The 22,344-nt window shown below is 71.4% G+C and carries 20 protein-coding genes; 9 read left to right on the forward strand and 11 right to left on the reverse strand.

The annotated features are described in order from the left end of the window. Positions 1–2: 2 nt before the first annotated feature. From O3438_RS21850 to O3438_RS21860, 3 genes are all read right to left on the reverse strand, one after another. Complete coding sequence (locus O3438_RS21850) at positions 3–383, reverse strand: hypothetical protein (protein WP_269681670.1); 381 nt, start codon at positions 381–383, stop codon at positions 3–5. A gap of 111 nt (positions 384–494) precedes the next feature. Then, on the reverse strand, positions 495–3,086 hold the full coding sequence (clpB, locus tag O3438_RS21855; protein ID WP_269681671.1) for an ATP-dependent chaperone ClpB: 2,592 nt from the start codon (positions 3,084–3,086) through the stop codon (positions 495–497). A gap of 86 nt (positions 3,087–3,172) precedes the next feature. Beyond that, on the reverse strand, positions 3,173–3,817 hold the full coding sequence (locus O3438_RS21860) for a TetR/AcrR family transcriptional regulator (protein WP_269681672.1): 645 nt from the start codon (positions 3,815–3,817) through the stop codon (positions 3,173–3,175). A gap of 85 nt (positions 3,818–3,902) precedes the next feature. Here O3438_RS21860 and O3438_RS21865 point away from each other — a divergent pair, with 85 nt between their 5' ends. The 3 genes from O3438_RS21865 (at position 3,903) to O3438_RS21875 (ending at position 6,914) form a co-directional block, all read left to right on the forward strand. Continuing rightward, complete coding sequence (locus tag O3438_RS21865; RefSeq protein WP_269681673.1) at positions 3,903–5,039, forward strand: epoxide hydrolase family protein; 1,137 nt, start codon at positions 3,903–3,905, stop codon at positions 5,037–5,039. 163 nt (positions 5,040–5,202) lie between these two features. Further along, positions 5,203–5,703 (forward strand): cation:proton antiporter regulatory subunit, encoded by a 501-nt coding sequence (locus O3438_RS21870; protein ID WP_088986935.1) that lies wholly within the window; start codon positions 5,203–5,205, stop codon positions 5,701–5,703. Between the two features lie 5 nt (positions 5,704–5,708). Next, positions 5,709–6,914 (forward strand): cation:proton antiporter, encoded by a 1,206-nt coding sequence (locus O3438_RS21875; protein ID WP_269681674.1) that lies wholly within the window; start codon positions 5,709–5,711, stop codon positions 6,912–6,914. Between the two features lie 9 nt (positions 6,915–6,923). Here the strand turns inward: O3438_RS21875 and O3438_RS21880 are convergent, their stop codons facing one another. Further along, complete coding sequence (locus O3438_RS21880) at positions 6,924–7,295, reverse strand: GNAT family N-acetyltransferase (RefSeq protein WP_269681675.1); 372 nt, start codon at positions 7,293–7,295, stop codon at positions 6,924–6,926. A 265-nt stretch (positions 7,296–7,560) separates the two neighbouring features. Here O3438_RS21880 and O3438_RS21885 point away from each other — a divergent pair, with 265 nt between their 5' ends. Next, positions 7,561–7,992, forward strand: a complete 432-nt coding sequence (locus O3438_RS21885; RefSeq protein ID WP_269681676.1) for a hypothetical protein — start codon at positions 7,561–7,563, stop codon at positions 7,990–7,992. Positions 7,993–8,103: 111 nt separating this feature from the next. Here the strand turns inward: O3438_RS21885 and O3438_RS21890 are convergent, their stop codons facing one another. The 5 genes from O3438_RS21890 to dnaK form a co-directional block, all read right to left on the reverse strand. Then, entirely contained in the window at positions 8,104–8,286 is a 183-nt protein-coding gene (locus tag O3438_RS21890) for a hypothetical protein (protein WP_269681677.1), read from the reverse strand. A 137-nt stretch (positions 8,287–8,423) separates the two neighbouring features. Continuing rightward, positions 8,424–8,864, reverse strand: a complete 441-nt coding sequence (locus O3438_RS21895) for a heat shock protein transcriptional repressor HspR (protein WP_088991285.1) — start codon at positions 8,862–8,864, stop codon at positions 8,424–8,426. A 30-nt stretch (positions 8,865–8,894) separates the two neighbouring features. Next, positions 8,895–10,076 carry a molecular chaperone DnaJ gene (gene dnaJ / locus O3438_RS21900; protein WP_269681678.1) on the reverse strand — a complete coding sequence of 394 codons (1,182 nt, stop codon included), beginning with the start codon at positions 10,074–10,076 and terminating at the stop codon, positions 8,895–8,897. Between the two features lie 85 nt (positions 10,077–10,161). Beyond that, positions 10,162–10,920: a nucleotide exchange factor GrpE gene (gene grpE / locus O3438_RS21905; protein ID WP_269681679.1), complete on the reverse strand. Its 759-nt coding sequence runs from the start codon at positions 10,918–10,920 to the stop codon at positions 10,162–10,164. Between the two features lie 48 nt (positions 10,921–10,968). Then, a complete protein-coding gene (gene dnaK, locus O3438_RS21910; RefSeq protein ID WP_088986941.1) occupies positions 10,969–12,837 on the reverse strand; it encodes a molecular chaperone DnaK in 1,869 nt (622 codons plus the stop codon). Between the two features lie 221 nt (positions 12,838–13,058). On the opposite strand from dnaK, the gene O3438_RS21915 reads away from it, so the two are divergent. Genes O3438_RS21915 through O3438_RS21925 form a run of 3 tightly spaced genes read left to right on the forward strand, consistent with a single transcriptional unit; the run spans position 13,059 to position 17,863 of the window. After that, complete coding sequence (locus tag O3438_RS21915; protein ID WP_269681680.1) at positions 13,059–14,900, forward strand: ABC transporter; 1,842 nt, start codon at positions 13,059–13,061, stop codon at positions 14,898–14,900. Then, a complete protein-coding gene (locus tag O3438_RS21920; RefSeq protein ID WP_269681681.1) occupies positions 14,897–16,582 on the forward strand; it encodes a GTPase in 1,686 nt (561 codons plus the stop codon). Before O3438_RS21915 ends, O3438_RS21920 begins: the two co-directional genes overlap by 4 nt. A gap of 57 nt (positions 16,583–16,639) precedes the next feature. Next, entirely contained in the window at positions 16,640–17,863 is a 1,224-nt protein-coding gene (locus O3438_RS21925; RefSeq protein WP_269681682.1) for a hypothetical protein, read from the forward strand. Between the two features lie 103 nt (positions 17,864–17,966). Here the strand turns inward: O3438_RS21925 and O3438_RS21930 are convergent, their stop codons facing one another. Together O3438_RS21930 and O3438_RS21935 are read right to left on the reverse strand one after the other, a co-directional pair. Then, on the reverse strand, positions 17,967–18,590 hold the full coding sequence (locus tag O3438_RS21930; RefSeq protein ID WP_269681683.1) for a phosphatase PAP2 family protein: 624 nt from the start codon (positions 18,588–18,590) through the stop codon (positions 17,967–17,969). 148 nt (positions 18,591–18,738) lie between these two features. Then, a complete protein-coding gene (locus O3438_RS21935; protein WP_269681684.1) occupies positions 18,739–19,662 on the reverse strand; it encodes a hypothetical protein in 924 nt (307 codons plus the stop codon). A gap of 517 nt (positions 19,663–20,179) precedes the next feature. On the opposite strand from O3438_RS21935, the gene pdhA reads away from it, so the two are divergent. Then, positions 20,180–21,355: a pyruvate dehydrogenase (acetyl-transferring) E1 component subunit alpha gene (pdhA, locus tag O3438_RS21940; RefSeq protein ID WP_269681685.1), complete on the forward strand. Its 1,176-nt coding sequence runs from the start codon at positions 20,180–20,182 to the stop codon at positions 21,353–21,355. Then, positions 21,355–22,344, forward strand: coding sequence for an alpha-ketoacid dehydrogenase subunit beta (locus O3438_RS21945; RefSeq protein ID WP_269681686.1), 990 nt, complete (start codon positions 21,355–21,357; stop codon positions 22,342–22,344). Before pdhA ends, O3438_RS21945 begins: the two co-directional genes overlap by 1 nt.

Genomic DNA, 22,344 nt, shown 5'->3' on the forward strand with positions numbered 1-22,344 from the left:
GATCATGCTGCGGCGAGCCGCTGGCTGGCGTAGTTGCCGATGGTTTCGCGGTCCATCACACAGCCGACGAAGGTGGTGAACTCGCTCGGGTCGTCCCGTAACGAGGTCCAGGCCGCTCGGGCCGCCGCCGGGTCGATCCGCTCCAGCAGCGTCGCCGCGTACGCCCGGCCGGCGGGTGTGCCGTCGGCGAGCACCCGGTCGAGCTGTCGGCGTACCTCCTCGGGGTGGTCGTCGAGGGTGGCCGCAACCTGGTGGTACGCCTCGGTCACCGGCAACAACGTGCCGGCGATACCGACCCCACCAAAGGCGAGCGTGTCAGCCGTGACCAATGTGTCGGCGGCCGACTCCAGTTCGCGCTCCCACTTCTTGCCGATACCAAACATGCCCCCACCTTTTCCCCACTCACCCGCTCCCCACCCTGTTGATCAAGAGGTTTGCGTCAAGAAGTTGTCTTCTTCTGACGCAAACCTCTTGATCACCGCGTTCGGGCGCGGTCAGGCGGCGGTTACCTCGAGGGTGTTGGTGTTGGGACCGCGGTCTACCTTCACCGTGTCGCCGTCGCGGATCTGGCCGGCCAGGAGGGACTTCGCCAACTGGTCACCGATCGCGGTCTGGACCAGGCGACGCAGCGGGCGAGCACCGTAGATCGGGTCGTAGCCGTGCTCGGCGAGCCAGTCCCGGGCCGAATCGGTGATCTCCAGGCCCAACCTGCGGTCGGCCAACCGACGCCGCATCCGGTCCAGCTGGATGTCGACGATGGAGCGCAGATCGTCGCCCCGCAACGAGGCGAAGACCACGATGTCGTCCAGCCGGTTGAGGAACTCCGGCTTGAAGTGCGACCGGACCACGGCGAGGACACCCTCCCGGCGCTGCTCCTCGGCGAGCGTCAGGTCACCGATCACCGACGACCCGAGGTTGGACGTGAGGATCAGGATCGCGTTGCGGAAGTCCACGGTGCGGCCCTGGCCGTCGGTGAGCCGACCGTCGTCGAGCACCTGGAGCAGCACGTCGAAGACGTCCGGGTGGGCCTTCTCCACCTCGTCCAGCAGCACCACCGAGTACGGCCGGCGGCGCACCGCCTCGGTGAGCTGGCCACCTTCGTCGTAGCCGACGTAGCCGGGCGGGGCACCCACCAGACGGGCGACGGAATGCTTCTCGCCGTACTCGCTCATGTCGATGCGGACCATCGCCCGCTCGTCGTCGAAGAGGAACTCGGCCAGGGCCTTGGCCAGCTCCGTCTTGCCGACGCCGGTGGGGCCGAGGAAGAGGAAGCTGCCGGTCGGGCGATCCGGGTCGGCGATGCCGGCACGGGCACGGCGTACCGCGTCGGAGACCGCGCCCACCGCCTCGGCCTGGCCGACCACCCGGCCGCCCAGCGACTCCTCCATCCGGAGCAGCTTGGCCGTCTCGCCTTCGAGGAGGCGACCGGCGGGGATGCCGGTCCAGGAGGCGACGACCGCGGCGATGTCGTCCGCGCCGACCTCCTCCTTGAGCATCGCGCCGTCGGCCTGGAGCTGGGCCAGCTCCTCCTCGGCCTGGGTCAGCTCGACCTTCAGCGCGGGGATCCGGCCGTAGCGCAACTCGGCGGCGCGTTCCAGCTCGCCGTCGCGCTCGGCCCGCTCGGCCTCGCCACCGAGCCGCTCCAACTCCTCCTTGGCGGTGGAGAGCTTGGTGATGTGGCTCTTCTCGGTCTGCCACCGCTCGGAGAGCACGGTGAGCTGTTCGCGCTTGTCGGCCAGTTCCTTACGCAGCCGGTCCAGCCGCTCGGCGGAGGCGGCGTCCGGCTCCTTGGCCAGTGCCATCTCCTCGATCTCCAACCGGCGGACCGCGCGCTCGATCTCGTCCACCTCGACCGGCCGGGAGTCGATCTCCATCCGGAGCCGGGACGCGGACTCGTCGACCAGGTCGATCGCCTTGTCCGGCAGGAACCGGTCGGTGATGTACCGATCGGAGAGCGTGGCGGCGGCGACCAGCGCGGCGTCGGTGATCCGTACGCCGTGGTGCACCTCGTAGCGCTCCTTGAGCCCGCGCAGGATGCCGATGGTGTCCTCGATCGTCGGCTCGCCGACGAGCACCGGCTGGAATCGGCGCTCCAGAGCCGGGTCCTTCTCGATGTGCTCGCGGTACTCGTCGAGCGTGGTGGCACCGACCATCCGCAGCTCGCCACGGGCCAGCATCGGCTTGAGCATGTTGCCGGCGTCCATCGAGCCTTCGCCCTTGCCGGCGCCGACGACGGTGTGCAGCTCGTCGAGGAAGGTGATGACCTGCCCGTTGGAGTTCTTGATCTCCTCCAGGACAGACTTCAGCCGCTCCTCGAACTGGCCCCGGTACTGCGCTCCGGCGACCATCGCGCCGAGGTCCAGCGAGATCAACTTCTTGTCGCGCAGGGACTCGGGCACGTCACCGGTGACGATCCGCTGGGCCAGGCCCTCGACGATCGCGGTCTTGCCCACGCCGGGCTCACCGATCAGCACCGGGTTGTTCTTGGTACGCCGGGAGAGCACCTGGATGACACGGCGGATCTCGGAGTCCCGGCCGATGACCGGGTCGATCTTGCCGTCCCGGGCGCTGGCGGTGAGGTCGACGCCGTACTTCGTCAGGGCCTGATAGGTCTGCTCCGGGTCGGCGGTGGTGACCCGGCGGTCGCCACCCCGGACGGTCGGGAAGGCCGCGACCAGGGCCTCCTCGGTGGCGCCGGCCGTCTTCAGCGCGCCGGACACCGCGCCGCCCACCCGGGCCAGACCGGCGAGCAGGTGCTCGGTGGACGTGTACTCGTCGCCCAACGGGCGGGCGATCTGCTCGCCGGCACCGATGGCGTTGACGAACTCCCGGGCCAGTGTCGGCTCGGCGATGCTCGAGCCCCGGGCTGCCGGGAGAGCATCGACAGCGCGCTGGGCGGCCCGGCGCAGCTCGGTCGGGTCGGCCCCGACGGCGCGCAGCAGGCCGGTGGCGGTCGACCCGTCGGTGTCCAGGAGCGACAGCAGCAGGTGCCAGGGCTCCACGGTGGCGTGGCCACGCTGATTGGCCAGCGCGACGGCACCCGTGATGGTCTCGCGGCTCTTGGTGGTGAGTTTTTCGGTGTTCATGGGCTCCCCCGGATCGGCGATGTCCATTGGGTTGGACACAACCAGAGTTGAGCGTATTCCGCTCAACCTTAGCGCTGTGACGCCCGTCACTCCCGACGACGCCACCGCCAGTCGAACTCGCCCGCGGCGGGCGCCGGACCAGGCAACGGGTCCGTGGTCGGCGCAGCCGACAAGCCCGCCACCAGCACCGCGAGTTGCCGGCGGCGCAGCTCAGCGGTCCGCTTCGAATCGGGTACGCGCACCGCGGCGCACGCCTCCAACAGCAGACCCAGGTCCTGTACGACGACGTCCGGGCGCAGCCGACCACTGGCGCGGGCCCGCTCGAACAGGGCGGCGGCCAACTCGCCGGCGCGCATCGCGTCCCGCCCCATCTCCTCGGTGGGCGTGAAGGTGCCGGCCAGGTGGACGGTGAGCGAGTGCACGTCGGCATCGACCACGCCGGCCAGGAAGGTGCTGAACGCCGTCCAGTCGTCCGGCTCGGCGAGAGCCGTCTCGGCCTCGGCGATGTACCGGCACAACCCGTCGTGACAGAGCCGCCGCAGCAGGTCCTCCTTGCTCGCGTACCTCCGATAGAGGGCGCTGATGCCGACCCCCGCGCGTTCGGCGACGGCAGCGATCGGCGCCTTCGGGTCGTCCAGGAAGACCGCGCGGGCGGCTTCGAGGATGACCTCGTCGTTGCGGGCGGCCTGGGCGCGGCGGCCGCCCAGCGTCTTCTCGGGTGATGTCGGCATGGCCTCAGACTATCAGTGGAACGGATCGTTCCGGTCTGCTACTGTGATTGCAGAACGAAACATTCCGTTCCGAAGGAGTTCCGAGATGACCGGCACCGCGATCCGCCCGTTCCGCGTCGAGATCCCGCAGACCGCACTCGACGACCTGGCCGCCCGTCTGGACCGCACGATCTGGCCCGCCGACCTGCCCGGAGCCGGCGACACCTACGGAATGAGCACCGACCGCGTCCGCACCCTCGCCGAGCGGTGGCGCAACGGCTTCGACTGGCGTGCGGTCGAGGCCCGCCTGAACGCCCACCCGCAGTTCGTCACCGAGATCGACGGCGAGCAGATCCACTTCCTGCACGTCCGGTCGTCCCGGCCGGACGCCACCGCGCTGGTGCTCACCCACGGCTGGCCCGGCTCGGTGCTGGAGTACCTCGACGTGATCACGCCGCTCACCGAGCCCACCGACCCGAGCTCTCCGGCCTTCCACCTGGTCATCCCGTCGCTGCCCGGCTTCGGCTTCTCCGGCCCGACCCGCAGCGCCGGGTGGAACCACGACCGCACCGCCCGCGCCTGGGCCGAGCTGATGAACCGACTGGGGTACGACAGCTACGGCGCGGTCGGCAACGACGCCGGCTCGATGATCGCTCCGAAGCTGGGCCGGATCGACCGGGAGCACGTCCTCGGCGTCCACGTCACCCAACTCTTCGCGTTCCCCTCCGGCGACCCGGCCGAGTTCGCCGGGCTGACCGAGGCGGACCAGGCGGCGCTCGGGCACCTCCAGTGGTTCTACGAGAACAAGTTCTCCTTCAACCAGGTGCACAGCCAGCAGCCGCAGACCCTCGCGTTCGGCCTGGCGGACTCGCCGGTCGGGCTGCTCGCCTGGAACGCCCAACTCTTCGACGAGAGCCTGGACGCCGACTTCGTCCTGGCCAACGTGGCCGCCTACTGGTTCACCGGCACGGCCGCGTCGTCGATCCGGTTCTACTGGGAGGACGCCCACGCCGACCAGCAGCCGACCGAACCGACCACCGCCCCGACCGCGGTGGCCATGTTCCCCGGCGACTTCCAGTCCATCCGCCGCTTCGCCGACCGGGACCACGCGAACATCGTCCGGTGGACGGCGTACGAGAGCGACGTCGACGGTCGCGGCGACGTCGGTGGCCACTACGCCGCCCACCAGGCCACCGACGTCCTGGTAGCCGACATCCGCGAGTTCTTCGCCAGCCTCACCTGACCGACGCGAGCGCTCGATCGACTCGACGTCGCCGATGTTGCGGTCTCCCGACGCTGGGACACCCCGACTTCGCCGACGTCGAGTCGATCACGCAAGACCGGGACAGGTTGAGCACCGTCACTCCAAGATCTGCGCTTTGTTCACCAAGCGGTAGCCTTGGCGGGTGCGAGTACGTGTCGAGCAGACCGCCTTACCCGGGATCGGGGTACGCCACGATCTGGTGACGGAGTCCGGACGCCGCCTGGGCGTCGTCTCCCACCGCAATGGCCGCCGTGATCTGGTCCTCTACGATCCCGACGACCCTGACTCCTGCCAGGCGGACATTCCGCTGACCGACGACGAGGCCGAGGCTCTGGCCGACATCCTCGGCGCGTCGCTGATGCTCGGCCAGCTCTCCGGCCTCCGCGAGCAGGCGGCCGGGCTGCTCACCGAGCAGATCGCCATCCCGGCCGGTTCGCGGTACGTCAACCGCCAGCTTGCCGACACCAAGGCGCGTACCCGCACCAGCGCCTCCATCGTGGCGGTCCTGCGCGAAGGCGAAGTGATCGTCTCGCCACTCCCCACCTTCCGCTTCGCAGCCGGCGACGTGGTGGTCGTCGTCGGGACCCGACGGGGTCTCGACGGCGTGTCCGCCATCCTCGCCGACAGTGACCCGGACGGCTGAGGCGGATGCACGATTTCACCACGCTGCTCATCGAAGTCGGTGCGCTGCTGTTGTTGCTTGGCCTCCTCGGCCGGCTGAGCCGCCGCTTCGGCCTCTCGCCCATTCCCCTCTACCTGCTCGCCGGGCTGGCGTTCGGGCACGGCGGGCTACTGCCGCTCGCCGCCAGCGAGGAGTTCTTCGCGGTAGGCGCCGAGATCGGCGTCATCCTGCTGCTGGTGATGCTCGGCCTGGAATACTCGGCCAACGAACTGGTCGGCAACCTCCGCTCGGCGGCACCGGCAGGGCTGATCGACGGTGTCCTCAACGCGCTGCCCGGAGCGGGGTTCGCCCTGCTGCTCGGCTGGGACTGGGTCGCCGCCCTGGTGCTCGGCGGCATCACCTGGGTCTCCTCGTCGGGAGTGATCGCCAAGGTCCTCGCCGACCTGGGACGACTCGGTAACCGGGAGACCCCGGTGATCCTCTCGGTGCTCGTCATCGAGGACCTGGCGATGGCCCTCTACCTGCCGCTCGTCACCGCCGTACTGGCCGGCACGGGCCTGCTCGGCGGCGGGATCGCGCTCACCGTCGCGGTGGGCACTGTGCTGATCGTGCTGGTGGTCGCCATCCGGTACGGCCACCTGATCTCGTCCGCCCTGTCGGCCAAGGACCCGGAGGCGCTGCTGCTCGGCGTACTCGGTCTGACGTTGCTGATCGCGGGCATCGCCGCGTCGCTCCAGGTGTCGGCGGCGGTCGGCGCGTTCCTCGTCGGCATCGCGCTCTCCGGCCCGGTGGCGCACCACGCCACCGAGCTGCTCTCCCCATTGCGGGACCTGTTCGCCGCCGTGTTCTTCGTCTTCTTCGGCCTGACCACCGACCCGCAGGACATCCCGCCGGTGCTGCTGCCGGCACTCGCGCTGGCCATCGTCACCATGGGGACGAAGACGCTCACCGGCTACCTCGCGGCCCGTCGGGTCGGCATCGCCGAACCCGGTCGATGGCGGACCGGTCTGGCACTCGTACCCCGAGGTGAGTTCTCGATCGTCATCGCCGGTCTCGCGGTGGCCGCCGGGAGCGTCGAGCCGCGGTTGGCGGCGTTGGCCGCGACGTACGTCCTGATCACGGTGGTGACCGGGCCGATCCTGGCCCGGCTGCCGGACTTCCCGTGGTTCAAGCGGTGGCTGCGTAACCGGGCGGCGGCCCAACGACAGGTGCCGGTACCGATCCGCGACTGACCGCGAGCGTCAACGGGTGGGCCTTCCGGTCCACCGGAACGCCGCGGCTGCGTGGGTCGCACCCTCGCGAAGGTAGAAGCGGTGCGCCTCGGTCCGGGCCAGACCGGACTCCAGGAAGACGTAGTCGGCGCCCTGTTCGTGGGCCCACGTCCTGGCGGCGGCCAGGAGGTTCGCGCCGACACCCCGGGACCGCCAGTCGGGGTGTACGGCGAGATCCTCGATCGAAGCCCGACGGCCGAAGCGCACCGACAGGATGTCCACGTAGACGCTGACCACTCCGACCAACTGGTCCTCGTCCGATCGCGCCCCGAAGAGAGCGACGCCTTCGTGGTCGAGCAATTGCGCGGTCCGCTCGACGGCGCGGTCGTTGTCCCAATCCACGGGACGGCCACCGGGAGGGGCGAAAAGCCATTCCAGCCCCGTGACGAACTGAGCCTCGGCGCCTCGCCGGAACTGTCGAACGTGGATTGCCATAGGAGCATCATCGACCGCTCTGTCGATGCGGGGGACCCGCCCATGCCAACGGTTGCGGAATTGCTCCCCACGGGGACTACCGCAGCACCCGGCGGCGGGTTACCGTTTCGCCCCAGCAGCCAGGTTCCGCAGGCAGCGTTGCCACCCGCGGGCCAGAGCGGAAGGTTGGCCGGTGAGCGTGCAGGAGTCGACGTTCCACGGCTTCGCGAACCCCGTCGATCCGAGCCCGGCGGAGTTGCGAGCTTGGGCGTACAAGCCCGATTCGGTGCCGTTGGCCTCGATGCCACCCGACTGGGACCTACTGGTCTCCGGTGACCGATTGGTCCTGACGCTCTTCGAGTTAGCCATGGATCCGACCTGTCCGGCCCGCCGTTTCGCGTTGCACTGTCTCTACATCTACGCGGCCGACGGCATCCGGACGAACTTCCGCGCCCACCCCAAGCGCCGCTTCCGCAAACTCGTGGAACAGGCCGAGCGGGACGGCGACGAACTGATGAAGGTCTGGGCGCACAACGGCCGCGTGCTGTTGGCCCGGCCGGACCTCTTCGTCTATCGCGACTGGTGCGAAGGCGGCCTGGTCCGCGAGAACCGCCGCCTCGGCTGAGGCTCGGCTGGTCGTCAGCGGCGATGGTGGTGTCTGCGCCACTGTCGAGCACTCATTCACGTGAACGGGCCGGGACCCCCCGTGGGTCCCGGCCCGTACGTCGGTTGCCGTTCAGTCCTGCTTCTGTTCCTTCTCAGGTCGACCCCGGTCGCCCGGTTCGGCGAACCTGCCGCCGACGACCCGGTCCCGGTAGGTCCCCTTGGTCACCCTGTCGAACTTCTCGCGGACGGTCTCGGCCAGGTCTTCCAACCGGTCTTCCGTCTGCTGGGCCACGTTCTTCGCCGGCTCCGCCATCGCTCCCCCTCGCCATGCCGGTAGGTCCGGATTAATCCGATTGGACCCGTATCGACAGGTTAGCCGAAGCGGCCCGGGCCGCGCCGGGAAATCCGGTACGGCCCGGGCCGAGGAGGCAGATCCGGGTGAGCGGCGGGTCAGCGACCGGGCGTGCGGCGAGGCCGCCACACCACCAGCGCCGTGGAGGTGCGGTTGGTCGGCACCAGGTCGCTGCCGGGGAAGCGGGCCAGCGACTCCAGTTCGGCAATCCGGCGGTACGCGGCGTCGAGCTCCGCCTCCAGCCGAGCCACCCGCTGCTGAGCCTGCTCCAGCAGTCGCTCCAGCCCGATGATGCGCTTCACACCGGCCAGGTTGATCCCGTCGTCCTGGCTGAGTCGCTGCACCTCGCGCAACAGCACCACGTCACGGACGCTGTACCGGCGGCCCCCGCCAGCGGCCCGGCCCGGCTGCACCAGCCCGAGTCGGTCGTACTGGCGCAGGGTCTGCGGGTGCATCCCCGCCATGCGAGCCGCAACCGAGATCATCAGCACCTTGGCCTCGTAGGCAGGGTCACCCGAACCGAGGAACTCGCCCGACATCCCGCTCACCTCCGCGTCCATTCCAACGCACTAACTGACCCGACGCACCCGAGCGTCGAGATGTTCCCGGGCCGCCGGCGGGCTCTGCTCGGCGAACGCCTCCAGTGCGGCGCGCGCCTCGTCCGACAACCGGGCCGGAACGACCACGTCCAACGTGACCAGCAGATCACCGGCCTGGCCGTCGCGACGAACCACACCCTTGCCGCGGGCCCGCAAAACGCGCCCGCTCGGCGTACCCGGCGGAACCCGCAGGGTCACCGCGCCGTCGAGCGTCGGCACCCGCAGGTCCGTGCCGAGCACGGCCTCCGCGAAGGTGACCGGCACGGACAACGTCAGGTCGTCGCCGGTACGCCCGAACAGCTCGTCCGGTCGAACCTTGACGTGCACGAAGAGATCGCCGGCCGGGCCACCGCGCTCGCCCGGCTCACCGCGCCCGGCCAACCGGATGCGCTGACCGTCGGCCACCCCGGCCGGGAACCGCACATTCATGGTGCGGGTCTTGGTGACGCCCCCGGTGCCGTGGCACTCCGGGCACTTCTCCTCGACGACAGTGCCGACGCCCTGACAGTTGCGGCACGGCTCGGAGAAGCTGAACGCCCCCTGGTCCCGGGTGGTGACCCCGGCGCCGTGACAGACCGGGCAGGTACGCGGCTGGGTGCCCGGCTTCGCCCCGTTGCCGTGGCAGGTGTCGCAGACCCCCGGCGCGCGCAGTGTCAGGGGAAGCGTCACCCCGCGCACCGCGTCACCGAAGTCGAGCGCCACCTCGGTCTCCACGTCCCGGCCACGGGCCGGACCGCGGGGTGCCGCCTGACCACCGGCCTGGCCACCGCTGAAGATCGAGCTGAACAGGTCCTGGAAGCCGGCGCCGCCGAACCGGCGGTCGCCGCCGCCGGCACCGCCGAACATGTCGGAGACGTCGAACGGCATGCCGCCCGGCTGGCCCCCGCCCCGGGCATTCCGCCGGAAGGCACCCGAGCCGAACAGCGAGCGCATCTCGTCGTACTCACGTCGGCGACCCGTGTCGGACAACACGTTGTACGCCTCGGACGCGGCCTTGAACCGCTCCTCGGCCTTGGCGTCGCCCGGGTTGTGGTCCGGGTGCGACTCGCGGGCCAGCTTGCGGTACGCCTTCTTGATGTCATCGGCGGAGGCGGCCTTGTCCACGCCGAGCACGGCGTAGAAGTCCTTCTCGATCCAGTCCTTGGAACTCACCGGTCCACCTCCTCTCGACCCTCGTGGCCCGGCCGTCCCGCCCACCGTTGGGTGGTGGGCGGGACGGCCCGGTCACTGTCTCGCACTATTCCGGATCCGCGACCGCGACCAGCGCGGGGCGCAGCAGCCGCTCACCGAGCTGATAGCCGCGCCGCATGACCTGCACGCAGGTCGGCTCGCTGACGTCGGCCGAGGTCTGGTGCGCGACCGCCTCGTGCCGGGTCGGATCGAACGGGTCGCCCTGCTCGCCGAAGGCGTTCAGGCCGAACTTGCCCAGCGCGGTGGTGAGCTGTTCCGCCACCGTGCCGAACGGCCCGACCAGGTCGCCGTGTTCCCGAGCGCGGTCCAGGTCGTCGAGGATCGGCAACAGCGCCGCCAACACCGAACCCGTCGCCTGCTCCTGCACCAGGCTGCGGTCCCGGTCGACCCGCTTGCGGTAGTTGGCGTACTCCGCCGACACCCGCTGAAGGTCCCTGGTGCGCTCGTCCAGGTCGGCCCGGAGCGCCTCCAGTTCGGCACCGAGCGAGGTGCCCGGGCCGCCGCCGTCAACGGGCTGCGCCGGGGCGTCCACCACCGCCGGACCGGACGGCTCCGGCCCGTCGGTGGAGTTGACCTCGACCTCGATCTCGTCGACCACGACCTCGGCGTCCTCGACGAGGCCCTCGGCCGGCACGCCGGTCTCCGCGTCGGCCGCGGTGCCCTCGGGCTCCGAGGTGTCGATGAGCTTGCGGTTGTTGCGGATGACGACCCCCTCCCCGTCGCCGGTGGTCGGCTCCGTGGTCGCGGAGCCACCCGGCGTCGACCCGGTGTCGTCCGGGTCGGCGGCTCGTGGCTTCTGCGTCATGCGGCTACCTCATCCCCTTCGCGGTGGAAACGTGTCGGAGGCCGACGGTCACTTCTTGCCGTCCTCGTCCACGATCTCCGCGTCGACCACGTCGTCGGCGCCGCCGGCCTGCGCGCCGGTCGCGCCGGCCGCACCGGTGGCACCCGGGCCGGGCTCGCCGCCCGGCTGCTGACCCTGCTCGGCCTGCTGCGAGTAGAGCAGCGAGCCGGCCTGCTGGGAGACCTGCGCCAGCTTCTCGTGCGCGGACTTGATCTTCTCAATGTCCTGACCGCCGAGGGCGCCCCGGAGCTCGCCGAGCGCCTCGTTGAGCTGCTCCCGGTTCTCGGTGGGCAGCTTGTCGCCGCTCTCCGCGAGGAACTTCTCGGTCTGCCACTGGAGTGCCTCGGCCACGTTGCGGGTCTCGGCGTCGTCGCGGCGGCGCTTGTCCTCCTCCGCGTGCTCCTCGGCGTCCCGGCGCATCCGCTCGATGTCGTCCTTCGGCAGCGAGGAGCCGCCGGTGATCGTCATCTTCTGTTCCTTGCCGGTGCCCAGGTCCTTGGCGTGCACGTTGACGATGCCGTTGGCGTCGATGTCGAAGGCGACCTCGATCTGCGGCACGCCGCGCGGCGCCGGCGGGAGGCCGGTCAGCTCGAAGGTGCCGAGCTTCTTGTTGTACGCGGCGATCTCCCGCTCACCCTGGAAGACCTGGATCAGCACCGACGGCTGGTTGTCGTCGGCCGTGGTGAAGACCTCGGAACGCTTGGTCGGGATGGTGGTGTTGCGCTCGATCAGCTTGGTGAAGATGCCGCCCTTGGTCTCGATGCCCAAGCTCAGCGGGGTCACGTCGAGCAGCAGGACGTCCTTGACCTCACCCTTGAGCACACCGGCCTGGAGGGCGGCGCCGACGGCGACGACCTCGTCCGGGTTGACGCCCTTGTTGGGGTCGCGGCCGGTGAGCTGCTTGACCAGGTCGGTCACGGCGGGCATCCGGGTCGAACCGCCGACCAGGATGACGTGCTCGACGTCGGAGATCTTGATCCCGGCGTCCTTGACGGCCTGCTCGAACGGGCCCTTGCAACGGTCCAGCAGGTCCTGCGTCATCCGCTGGAACTCGGCGCGGCTCAGTGTCACGTCGAGGTGCAGCGGGCCGGCCGCGCCGGCGGTGATGTACGGCAGGTTGATGTTGGTGGTGGTGGCGGCGGACAGCTCGATCTTGGCCTTCTCGGCCGCCTCGCGGAGCCGCTGGAGGGCCATCTTGTCCTGGGACAGGTCGATGCCGTGCTCACCACGGAACGTCTTGACCAGGTGATCGATGATCCGCTGGTCCCAGTCGTCGCCACCGAGCTGGTTGTCACCGCTCGTCGACTTGACCTCGACGACGCCCTCGGCCAGCTCCAGCAGCGACACGTCGAAGGTGCCGCCACCGAGGTCGAAGACCAGGACGGTCTGCTCCTTGGAGCCCTTGTCCAGCCCGTACGCCAGGGCGGCGGCGGTCGGCTCGTTGACGATCCGCAGGACGTTGAAGCCGGCGATCTCACCGGCCTCCTTGGTGGCCTGCCGCTGGCTGTCGTTGAAGTAGGCCGGAACGGTGATCACCGCGTCGGTGATCTGCTCACCCAGGTACGCCTCGGCGTCCCGCTTGAGCTTCATCAGGGTCCGGGCCGAGATCTCCTGCGGGGTGTACTTCTTGCCGTCGATGTCGACGGACCAGTTCGTGCCGACCTCGCGCTTGACCGACCGGATCGTCCGGTCCGGGTTGGTCACTGCCTGACGCTTGGCGACCTCACCGACGAGCACCTCGCCGTTGCGGGCGAACGCGACGATCGACGGGGTCGTCCGCGAGCCCTCAGCGTTGGCGATGACGGTGGGCTCACCGCCCTCGAGAACGCTGACGCAGGAGTTCGTCGTGCCGAGGTCGATACCGACCGCACGTGCCATCTTCGCTTCCTCGCTTCGTAAGGTTGTGCAGGTGACGGGCTCTGCCCGCGGCTGCCTGGCGAGCACCGCCCGCAGCGGGCCCCACCACAAGTTGAGTGAACTTGACTCAATACTGCCACGCGTTGGCCAATCGTCAAGTCGAGTTGAGTCAACCCGACGCAACCCCACTCGCAATTACCGTCCGGTTGTCTTCCCTTGCATCGGTCGGGCACGCTTTAGCGGTGACGACGCACGGCGATCCCGCCACCCGTTCCGGCGCGCCTGCCGTCGCCACCCGCACCGGCCCCCCGGACGCCACGGAGGAGCCGTCCGCCACCACCGGGGACGACAGCCTCCCCAGCGCGCTGTCGGGCCTCCGGGAGGCGATCGGTGCTACCCGGTACCCTCTCGCGCTGCCCTCGGCCAGCGCCTCCCGGCACACCGCCACGGCCCTGACCGACCAACTCGACGACTACCTGCTACCCCGGCTCGCCCGACTGGACGCCCCCCTGCTCGTGGTGGTCGGCGGCTCCACCGGAGCGGGCAAGTCGACACTGGTCAACAGCCTGGTGAAGGCCCGGGTCAGCGCCGCTGGCGTACTCCGGCCGACCACCCGGTCTCCGGTGCTGGTCTGCAACCCGTCCGACGCGGCCTGGTTCCGGCAGGGTGACCTGCTGCCCGGGCTGACCCGCACCACCGAACCGAGCGAAGACCCGCGCGCCCTGCACCTGGTCACCGCGCCCGCCCTGCCCGCCGGGCTGGCCTTCCTCGACGCGCCCGACATCGACTCGGTGGTCGACGCCAACCGGGCCCTAGCCACCCAACTGCTGGCCGCCGCCGATCTCTGGCTCTTCGTCACCACCGCCGCCCGGTACGCCGACGCGGTGCCCTGGGAGCTGCTGCGCAGCGCCCGGGCGCGAGGCGCGGTGATCGCCATGGTGCTGGACCGGGTGCCCGCGGAAGCCACCGACGAGATCGCCGCACACCTGGCCGAGATGCTCGCCGAACAGGACCTCGGCCAGGCGCCGCTGTTCGTGCTGCCGGAGACCTGGGTCGACGGCCAGGGGCTGCTGCCCGAAGCGGTGACGGCGTCACTGGCCGACTGGTTCGCCCGGCTGGCCGCCGACGCGGACGCCCGGGCGGCGGTGGTCCGCCAGACGTTGGACGGCGCACTGGCCGCGCTGCACCCCGCCGTCGAGGAGTTGGCCGACGCCGCCGACGAGCAGGTCGCCGCCGCCGACGCGCTGGACGAACGGGTCCGGGCCGCGTACCGGGGTGCCGAGCGCACCGCCGAACAGGGGCTCCAGGACGGTCGGCTGCTCCGGGGGGAGGTGCTCGCCCGCTGGCAGGAGTTCGTCGGCACCGGCGAGCTGTTCCGCACCCTCGAAGCACGGATCGGCCGCCTACGGGACCGGGTCGTCGCCGCTGTCACCGGGCGGCCGGCCCCCGCCACCGAACTTCGCAACGCCATCGAGTCGCAGCTGGTGACACTGCTGCGCGGGGTGGCCTCGGAGGCGGCCGAGTCCGCGTACACCGGGTGGAAGGCGCACCCGGCCGGTGCCGGGCTGCTCGACCCCGCGCTGGCCCACCCGAGCGACGACCTGCCGGAACGCGCCGAACGGATGGTCCGGGACTGGCAGCGCGGGGTGTTGGAGCTGGTCCGGGTCGAGGGCGGCGACAAACGGTTCGTGGCCCGCACCGCCGCGTACGCGGTCAACGCCACCGGGCTGGCCGTGATGATCGCCGTCTTCGCCTCCACCGCGTTCATCCCCACCGGGTTGGAGGTGGCAACCGGGGCCGGCACCACTGTCGCCGCGCAGGCCGTACTCCAGGCGATCTTCGGCGACCAGGCTGTGCGTACCCTCGCCGCCAAGGCCCGCACCGACCTGCTGGGCCGGGTGCGGACGCTGCTCGACGCGGAGGCCGACCGCTTCCTGAGCCGCACCGCGGACGCCCGCCCCGCCGCGGACGTCGGCGACGGCCTACGCCGGGCCGCCGGGCGGGTCGAACTGGCCCGACACCGCAGCGGCCTGTCCGCCGGTGGCGACAGCCGGCCGGACGGCGACGAGGAGGGTGACCGGTGACGAACATCACCGGCCGGATCCGCGAGGCGTTCCGCGGAGACCAACGGGTCGACGCCGACGCGCTGATCGCCCGGCTGGACGCGGTACGCCGGTTCCTGGCCGCGGTGGACGGCCTGCTGCCGGACGCCGAGCTGGTGCCGGCGCACACGGTGGTCGAGCGGGCCGGCACCCGGCTCGCACTGTCCCGGGACCACACGGTGGTCGCTCTGGCCGGCGCGACCGGCAGCGGCAAGTCCAGCCTGTTCAACGCGTTGGCCCGGTTGGAACTGTCGCCGGTCGGGGTCCGCCGTCCCACCACCGGCGTCACCCACGCCTGCGTGTGGGGGCCGTTGGAGGGCGCGAACCGTCTGCTCGACTGGACCGGCGTGCTGCCCCGACACCGCTTCGTCCGGGAGAGCGCCCTGGACGCGGACGACGAGTCGGCGTTGCACGGGCTGATCCTGCTCGACCTGCCCGACTTCGACTCGGTGCAGCGGTCCCATCGGCTGGAGGTGGACCGGCTCCTCGGCCTGGTCGACCAGGTGGTCTGGGTGGTCGACCCGCAGAAGTACGCCGACCGGGTCATCCACGACAACTACCTGCGCGAGTTCCACCGGCACCGCGACGTCACGCTGGTCGTGCTCAACCAGGCCGATCGGCTCCCCCCGGCCGAGTTGCCCCGGGTCATGGACGACCTGCGCCGACTGCTCGACACGGACGGGCTGACCGGGGTGCCCCTGCTGGCCACCACCGCCATCGACCCGGCCGGAATGGTCGGGCTGCGCGACGCGTTGGAGCGGACCGTCGCCGAGCGGCAGGCCTCGCTACGGCGGCTGGCCGGTGACGTCGACACCGTCGTCGTCGGTCTGGACGCACTGGTCGGCTCGGCCCGGCCCGCCGGCGGCCCGGACGACGGGGCTGTCGCCGGGTTGAACCGGGCGTTGGCCGACGCTGCCGGCGTGCCGGCGGTGAGCGAGGCGGTCGAGCGGGCGTACCGGCATCGGGCCGGCGCCACCACAGGCTGGCCGGTGGTCCGGGGCTGGCGGCGGTTGCGGCCCGACCCGCTGCGTCGGCTGCACCTACCCGGCCCGGTCGGCGCGGACGCCGACCCGGCGGAGAGCCTGGTGGCGGCGACCTCGGTGCCCGACCCGACGGTCGCGCAGCGCTCCGCCCTGGGCCTCGCGATCCGCGCGGTGGCCGACCGGGCGGCCGGCGACCTGCCCGCCGCCTGGCCGACGGCGGTGACCGCCGCGGCCCGGTCCCGCCTCGACGACATGCCGGACGCGTTGGACCGGGCGATCGCCGGCACCGACCTCGGCCTGGACCGTCAGCCGGTGTGGTGGCGGGTCGTCGGCGGTGTGCAGTGGTTGGTGACCCTGGCCGCCGCGGTCGGTCTGGGCTGGCTGGTGCTCGGCTACGCGCTACGGATACTCGGTCTGCCCGCGTTGGACGACCCGATGGTCGGGCAGGTGCCACTGCCGACGCTGCTGCTGCTCGGCGGGCTGCTGGCCGGGCTGCTGGTGGCCGCGCTGACCCGACCGGTGATCCGCTGGGCCGCCCGGCGCGCGCGGGCCCGTGCCCGGCAACGGCTGACGGTCCGGGTCGCCGAGGTGGGCGAGGAGTACGTGCTCGCGCCGGTGCGAATCGTGCTCGCCTCCTACGCGCAGGCACGCGACGCGCTGCGGGACGCGGCCCGCCGCTGACATCCGACGCGACTCGCTACCGCTCTGCGTACGCCCTGGGCGGCGTAGGGTCGAAGCATGGCCACGCCTCAGACCCCCTACGACGCGGTGCTGCACGCCGCACGCGACGTGACCAAGCTGGAGTCCGCCCTCGACGCCGAGATGCTCGGCAGCGCGCTGCTGGGCAGTGTCTACGCCATCGCGGAGACCGACCGCGACACCGCCGTACGGGAGTTCGTCACCGGGTTTCTCGCCGCCACCGCCCGCCGCCGGGTCGCGTCGGCGACCACCATCCGCCAGATCTTCGCCAGGCTCGTTCCGGACGCCGAGGGCACCGAGCGGGTACGCCCGGGCAGCCAGGCGCCCAGCTGGACCGGTCAGCTCGGCCGGGTGCACCTCACCGGCTCCTGGGCGTACGGCGACGTCTACGGCGACCAGACCTCCTACCTCGCCACCTTCGCCTACGACGACGCGTCCGGCGGCTCCGAGCACGCGCTGGTGGCCCTCGTGGACCACAACATCGGGATCACCAAGGACATCTTCGTCGGCGGGCCGGCCGAGCGGATCCTGGACCAGGTCCGGCAAATGTGCGCGGACGACGAGCTGACCTGGTTCCGTACCGAGAACCCAGCCCGGCTCCGCGGTGAGGTGGCCCGCCACCTCGCGGTGACCGACGAGCTGAGCGAGTTGCCCGGCGAGGGTTCGCTCGCCACCGACCGGGCGCTCGTCGGCGCCCGGCTGGCGATGCTGCCCACCGCGACCGAGCCGACCGGTCCGGCGGAGGTCGAGCCACTCTCCGCCGCCGAACGCACCGACCTGGTCCGGCGGTTCCTCGCCGCGCCGGAGGCCACCCGTTTCGGTCTGGACTCCGTCGACGGCCCGGAGTTGGCCTCGCTGCACTTCTGCCTGAGCCTGCTGCTGGACCACTCGGCCACCTTCCCGGACGCCGACCCGATGCGTTGGAGCCCAGCGGTGTCCGGGCTCTTCCTGCTGGACTGGGTGCACCGTCGGGCCGTGCTCGACATGGACGACGCGGCGATGCTGCCCCGGGTGCTGCGGGCGTGGGCGCGGTACGCGTCCCGCCAGCGCGGCCTGCCCGAGGCGGCGACGACCCGCACCGACGAGGCGATCGAGGAGATGGTGCCGGAGTTCGCGCGCCTCTACTCGACGGGTGAGCGGCGCAGCGCCGCCACCGCCGCCGTGGCCCAACTGATGGCCGACGGGGTGGACCCGGACGACCCGGCCGCGCTGGACGCGTGGATCGAGGCGAACCGACACCGCCTCGCCGACGACGGCGCCTGACGGCATCCGAGGCGGGCGGTGCGATGCCGCCCGCCTCGACCAGGCCCGGCGTTCCGCGCCCGGCCCGGCGTTCGGCCCAGGCCGGTCCGGCGGCCAGACCCGTTCAGCGCAGCGGGCCGAAGACCGCTGCGGCGATCAGTGCGCCGAGTACGCCGCCGGCGAGCACCTGCGGCACCGTGTGGTCACCCAACCGCACCCGGGACCAGCCGACCAACGCCAACAGCGGGGCGGCGACGACCACGCGCGTCCCGAAGCTCAGCGTCAGGATGACCAGGGTGCCGGCGGCCACCGCCGAGTGGATCGACATCTTCCACCAGTGGCTGACCGACACGGCTATCACCAGGCCGACCAGCCCGGCCAGGGCCAGCGCCAGCACCGGGCGGGGTGCGTCGAGCACGGCGAGCAGGGCGAGCCCTCCCGCGACTGAGCCGAGGCCCACCAGCAACGGAGCCCTGCGCTGCTCCCGCCGGCCGATGTGATGGTCAGTGAGCCGGCCGCGGCGTACCCCGCCGACGATGTAGGCGAACGGGATGCCGGTGACGAAGAACGTGGCGAGCAGCCCCCAGACGAGACCCTGACCGGGGCGGCTCGCGCTGTGCCAGCTCACCGTGAGGATGAGCAACGACACGAGCACTGCCGGTGCGGTCACCTCGGTGACCAGCCGGGCGACCCGCTGCCCCGGGCCGGGTCGGGCGGTCACCGGGCGGAGTTCCGCACCGCCGCCCACGCCACCCCCTCCGGTACGCGCCTACCGTCGAACGCCCCGGCACCGGATGGGCCGCGGCTGTTCGTCACCGTACCGCCGGGGGCACCGCGGAGTGTGTCGGTCGGGCCAGCGGCACCGGGCGGATCGTGGGAGCAGCGGAAGCGGTCGGCTACGACGGAACTGCCGGGCCGGGCCGGCTGGCCGGTGCGGCGGTGGTCGCGGGCGTGGTGGACGGCGGCGCGGGCGTGGTGGACGGCGGCGCGGGCGTGGTGGACGGCGGCGTGGACGGCACGGACCGGGTGCTGGTTGGTGCTGCGGTGGCGGTCGGGGGGTCGGTCGGCGTGGAGGTCGGACCCGCCGTGGGGTTCGGGTGGAGGGTCGTTGTCGGCTCGGACGTGGGCGTCGGATCCCCCGTCAGGGTCGGGGTCGGATCAGGCCCGGTGGAGCCGGTCGGATCCGGGTCCGGCGAATCCGTCGGGTCCGGATCCGACGAACCGGTGGGGTCCGGGTCGGTCGGATCCGGGTCTGGTGACCCCGTCGTGCCCGGGTCGGTCGGATCCGGGTCTGGTGAACCGGTCGGGCCCGGGTCGGTCGGTGAAGCGGTCGGTGGCGGCGGAACGACGGGCGGTGGCGCGGCCGGCGAGGTGCCCCGGGTGGGCTTCGGTGCCGGCGACCGGGTCGTCTCACGCAGTGCGGGGCCCCGCTCGGCAGTGGCCGGTTCCTCCGGGGAACGGCGGGGAGCGGCGGGCAGCCAACCGCTGGGCGGAACGACGCTGGGTGTGCCGGGCGGTGGGAGCCCCGGCTGGCTGGTCATCGGCAGCGGGATCAGCACCGGCCCGACCGACGGGGTCGGGATGAAGGGGGTGCTGCTGTCCGGCAGCGCGGTGCTGCCCGGGGTGGCCGAGCCGGCGCTGATCGCGGCGAGGATCGGCATCGACGCGGTCCCGGCCAGCAGGGCGACGGTGAGCAGGTAACCCCGGGTGGGGCCGCCGCTGCCGGGGGCACGGTGCGCGCCGACCACCCGGCGGTAACCGCCTGTGGACCGGTGCCGGCCGAGCGCCGGTGTGCCGGGACCGTCACCTGGCTCGTGCACCGCACACCCCTTGTCGTAGCCGTCGGCCGAGATGGAGAGACGCCCCGTCAAAGCTGGCAAATAACCTGATAGGCGCGATCCTGCGGGAATCAGCCTTCCGCAGTTACCCTGCGTCAGCCAACCTCCACCGCGTGTCGACACGCGGACCTGACCGAACGGTGACGAATCGTCGCCGGATCGCCCTGGAAACGCAGCCCGGCATGATGACGACAAACGATGGCAAAGGGTGGCCGGTCGGGATGCGAGGCAGGCGTACTGTGGGCGCGCTCACCTGCTCTGCGAATATGGAGCACGACGGCAACGCAGCCGTGACCTCCGCGCACCCTCGCGGCAGGCGCGGTTGAGCGCCGGCACTCCCGATCCGGGTTCGGCCAGAACCCGGTTCACGCCGTGCGGCAACCCCCACCGGGGCTAGGCGCGGCCGCCAGGAACCGGTCCGGCAGCAGCCGGGCAGGCGCACGAGTTGCGCGGCCGGGTGATCCCCCGGTGCCGACGCAGACACGACAGGGAGAGACCGATGGCAAAGGGCGACCCCGGGGGCACCACCCGCAGCAGGCGGCCTGCACCCCGCTCCAAGAAGGGCGCGGCCGGCAATCCGGAGCTGGTGCAGCTGCTCACCCCGGACGGTGAGCGCATCGACAGCGCCACCGGCCCGGACGGCACCGAGTACCGCGTGGACTTCACCGACGAGGAATACCGCGGGCTCTACCGCGATCTGGTGATGGTCCGCAAGCTGGACGCCGAGGCGACCGCCCTCCAGCGCCAGGGCGAGCTGGGCCTCTGGGCCAGCCTGCTCGGCCAGGAGGCCGCCCAGGTCGGCTCCGGGCGGGCGCTGCGATCGCAGGACATGGCCTTCCCGACCTACCGGGAGCACGGCGTCCTCTACTGCCGGGGCATCGACCCGATCATGCCGCTCGGCCTGTTCCGCGGTGTCGACCAGGGTGGCTGGGACCCGAACGAGTTCAAGTTCAACATGTACACGATCGTCATCGGTGCGCAGACCCTGCACGCCACCGGTTACGCCATGGGCATCACCATGGACGGCAAGATCGGCAACGACGACGGCGAGGCCGCGATCGCCTACTTCGGCGACGGGGCTACCAGCCAGGGCGACGTGAACGAGGCGTTCGTCTGGGCCAGCGTCTTCAACGCGCCGCTGGTCTTCTTCTGCCAGAACAACCAGTACGCGATCTCCGAGCCGCTGGAACGGCAGACCCGGGTCCCGCTCTACCAGCGGGCCGCCGGCTTCGGTTTTCCCGGCGTACGGGTGGACGGCAACGACGTGCTGGCCTCCTACGCGGTGACCCGCACGGCGCTGGACAACGCCCGGCACGGGCAGGGCCCGAGCCTGATCGAGGCGTACACCTACCGGATGGGCGCGCACACCACCTCCGACGACCCGACCCGCTACCGGATCGCCAGCGAGGTCGAGTCGTGGCAGGCCAAGGACCCGATCACCCGGGTCAAGGCCTTCCTGGAGAAGCAGCAGATTGCCGACGCGGCCTTCTTCGCCGAGGTCGACGAGCAGGCCCGCCGCGAGTCGGTGCACCTGCGCGAGCGGGTGCTCAACATGCCCAACCCGGAGCCGGTGACGATGTTCGACCACGTCTACCCCAACGGCTCTCCGCTGCTCGACGAGCAGCGCGCGACGTTCAACCGCTACATGGAGTCGTTCGAGGGGAGCGCCCACTGATGGCCACGGAGACGCTCACCATCGGCAAGGCCCTCAACACCGGCCTGCGCCGCGCCCTGGAGACCGACCCCAAGGTCATCATCATGGGCGAGGACGTCGGCAAGCTCGGCGGCGTCTTCCGGATCACCGACGGGCTCCAGAAGGACTTCGGCGACCAGCGGGTGATCGACACCCCGCTGGCCGAGTCCGGCATCATCGGCACGGCGGTCGGTTTGGCCATCCGCGGCTACCGGCCGGTCTGCGAGATCCAGTTCGACGGTTTCGTCTACCCCGCGTACGACCAGATCGTGTCGCAGGTGGCGAAGATGCACTACCGCTCGGGCGGCAAGCTCAGCATCCCCATGGTGATCCGGATTCCGTTCGGCGGTGGCATCGGCGCCGTCGAACACCACTCCGAGTCGCCGGAGGCGTACTTCGCGCACACCGCCGGTCTGAAGGTCGTGACCTGCTCCAACCCGCAGGACGCGTACGTGATGATCCAGCAGGCCATCGCCTCGGACGACCCGATCGTCTTCCTGGAGCCCAAGCGGCGCTACTGGGAGAAGGGTCAGGTCGACCTGGACGCGCCGCTGTCCGAGGCGTACCCCCTGCACTCGGCCCGGGTCGTGCGGCCCGGCACCGACGTAACGGTGCTGGCCTACGGGCCGATGGTGCGGACCTGCCTGGAGGCGGCGACCGCCGCCGCCGAGGACGGTCGGGAGTTGGAGGTCATCGACCTGCGTTCGCTCTCCCCGCTGGACCTGAGCGCCGCGTACGAGTCGGTGAAGCGCACCGGCCGCGCGGTCGTGGTGCACGAGGCGCCGTCGAACATCGGTCTCGGGGCCGAGTTGGCCGCCCGGATCACCGAGGAGTGCTTCTACTCCCTGGAGTCGCCGGTGCTGCGGGTGACCGGCTTCGACACCCCCTACCCGGCCGCCCGGGTGGAGGAGGAGTACCTGCCCGACCTCGACCGGGTGCTCGACGCCGTCGACCGCACCTTCGGCTGGTGA

It is taken from the genome of Micromonospora sp. WMMC250 (assembly GCF_027460215.1).
Taxonomy (GTDB): Bacteria; Actinomycetota; Actinomycetes; order Mycobacteriales; family Micromonosporaceae; genus Micromonospora; species Micromonospora taraxaci.

What these genes read in the sequence shown, in the direction of transcription:
- O3438_RS21850 (WP_269681670.1), bottom strand. Translation starts at nt 383, where the DNA reads ATGTTTGGTATCGGCAAGAAGTGGGAGCGCGAACTGGAGTCGGCCGCC.
- clpB (WP_269681671.1), bottom strand. Translation starts at nt 3,086, where the DNA reads ATGAACACCGAAAAACTCACCACCAAGAGCCGCGAGACCATCACGGGT.
- O3438_RS21860 (WP_269681672.1), bottom strand. Translation starts at nt 3,817, where the DNA reads ATGCCGACATCACCCGAGAAGACGCTGGGCGGCCGCCGCGCCCAGGCC.
- O3438_RS21865 (WP_269681673.1), top strand. Translation starts at nt 3,903, where the DNA reads ATGACCGGCACCGCGATCCGCCCGTTCCGCGTCGAGATCCCGCAGACC.
- O3438_RS21875 (WP_269681674.1), top strand. Translation starts at nt 5,709, where the DNA reads ATGCACGATTTCACCACGCTGCTCATCGAAGTCGGTGCGCTGCTGTTG.
- O3438_RS21890 (WP_269681677.1), bottom strand. Translation starts at nt 8,286, where the DNA reads ATGGCGGAGCCGGCGAAGAACGTGGCCCAGCAGACGGAAGACCGGTTG.
- O3438_RS21895 (WP_088991285.1), bottom strand. Translation starts at nt 8,864, where the DNA reads ATGTCGGGCGAGTTCCTCGGTTCGGGTGACCCTGCCTACGAGGCCAAG.
- grpE (WP_269681679.1), bottom strand. Translation starts at nt 10,920, where the DNA reads ATGACGCAGAAGCCACGAGCCGCCGACCCGGACGACACCGGGTCGACG.
- dnaK (WP_088986941.1), bottom strand. Translation starts at nt 12,837, where the DNA reads ATGGCACGTGCGGTCGGTATCGACCTCGGCACGACGAACTCCTGCGTC.
- O3438_RS21925 (WP_269681682.1), top strand. Translation starts at nt 16,640, where the DNA reads ATGGCCACGCCTCAGACCCCCTACGACGCGGTGCTGCACGCCGCACGC.
- pdhA (WP_269681685.1), top strand. Translation starts at nt 20,180, where the DNA reads ATGGCAAAGGGCGACCCCGGGGGCACCACCCGCAGCAGGCGGCCTGCA.
- O3438_RS21945 (WP_269681686.1), top strand. Translation starts at nt 21,355, where the DNA reads ATGGCCACGGAGACGCTCACCATCGGCAAGGCCCTCAACACCGGCCTG.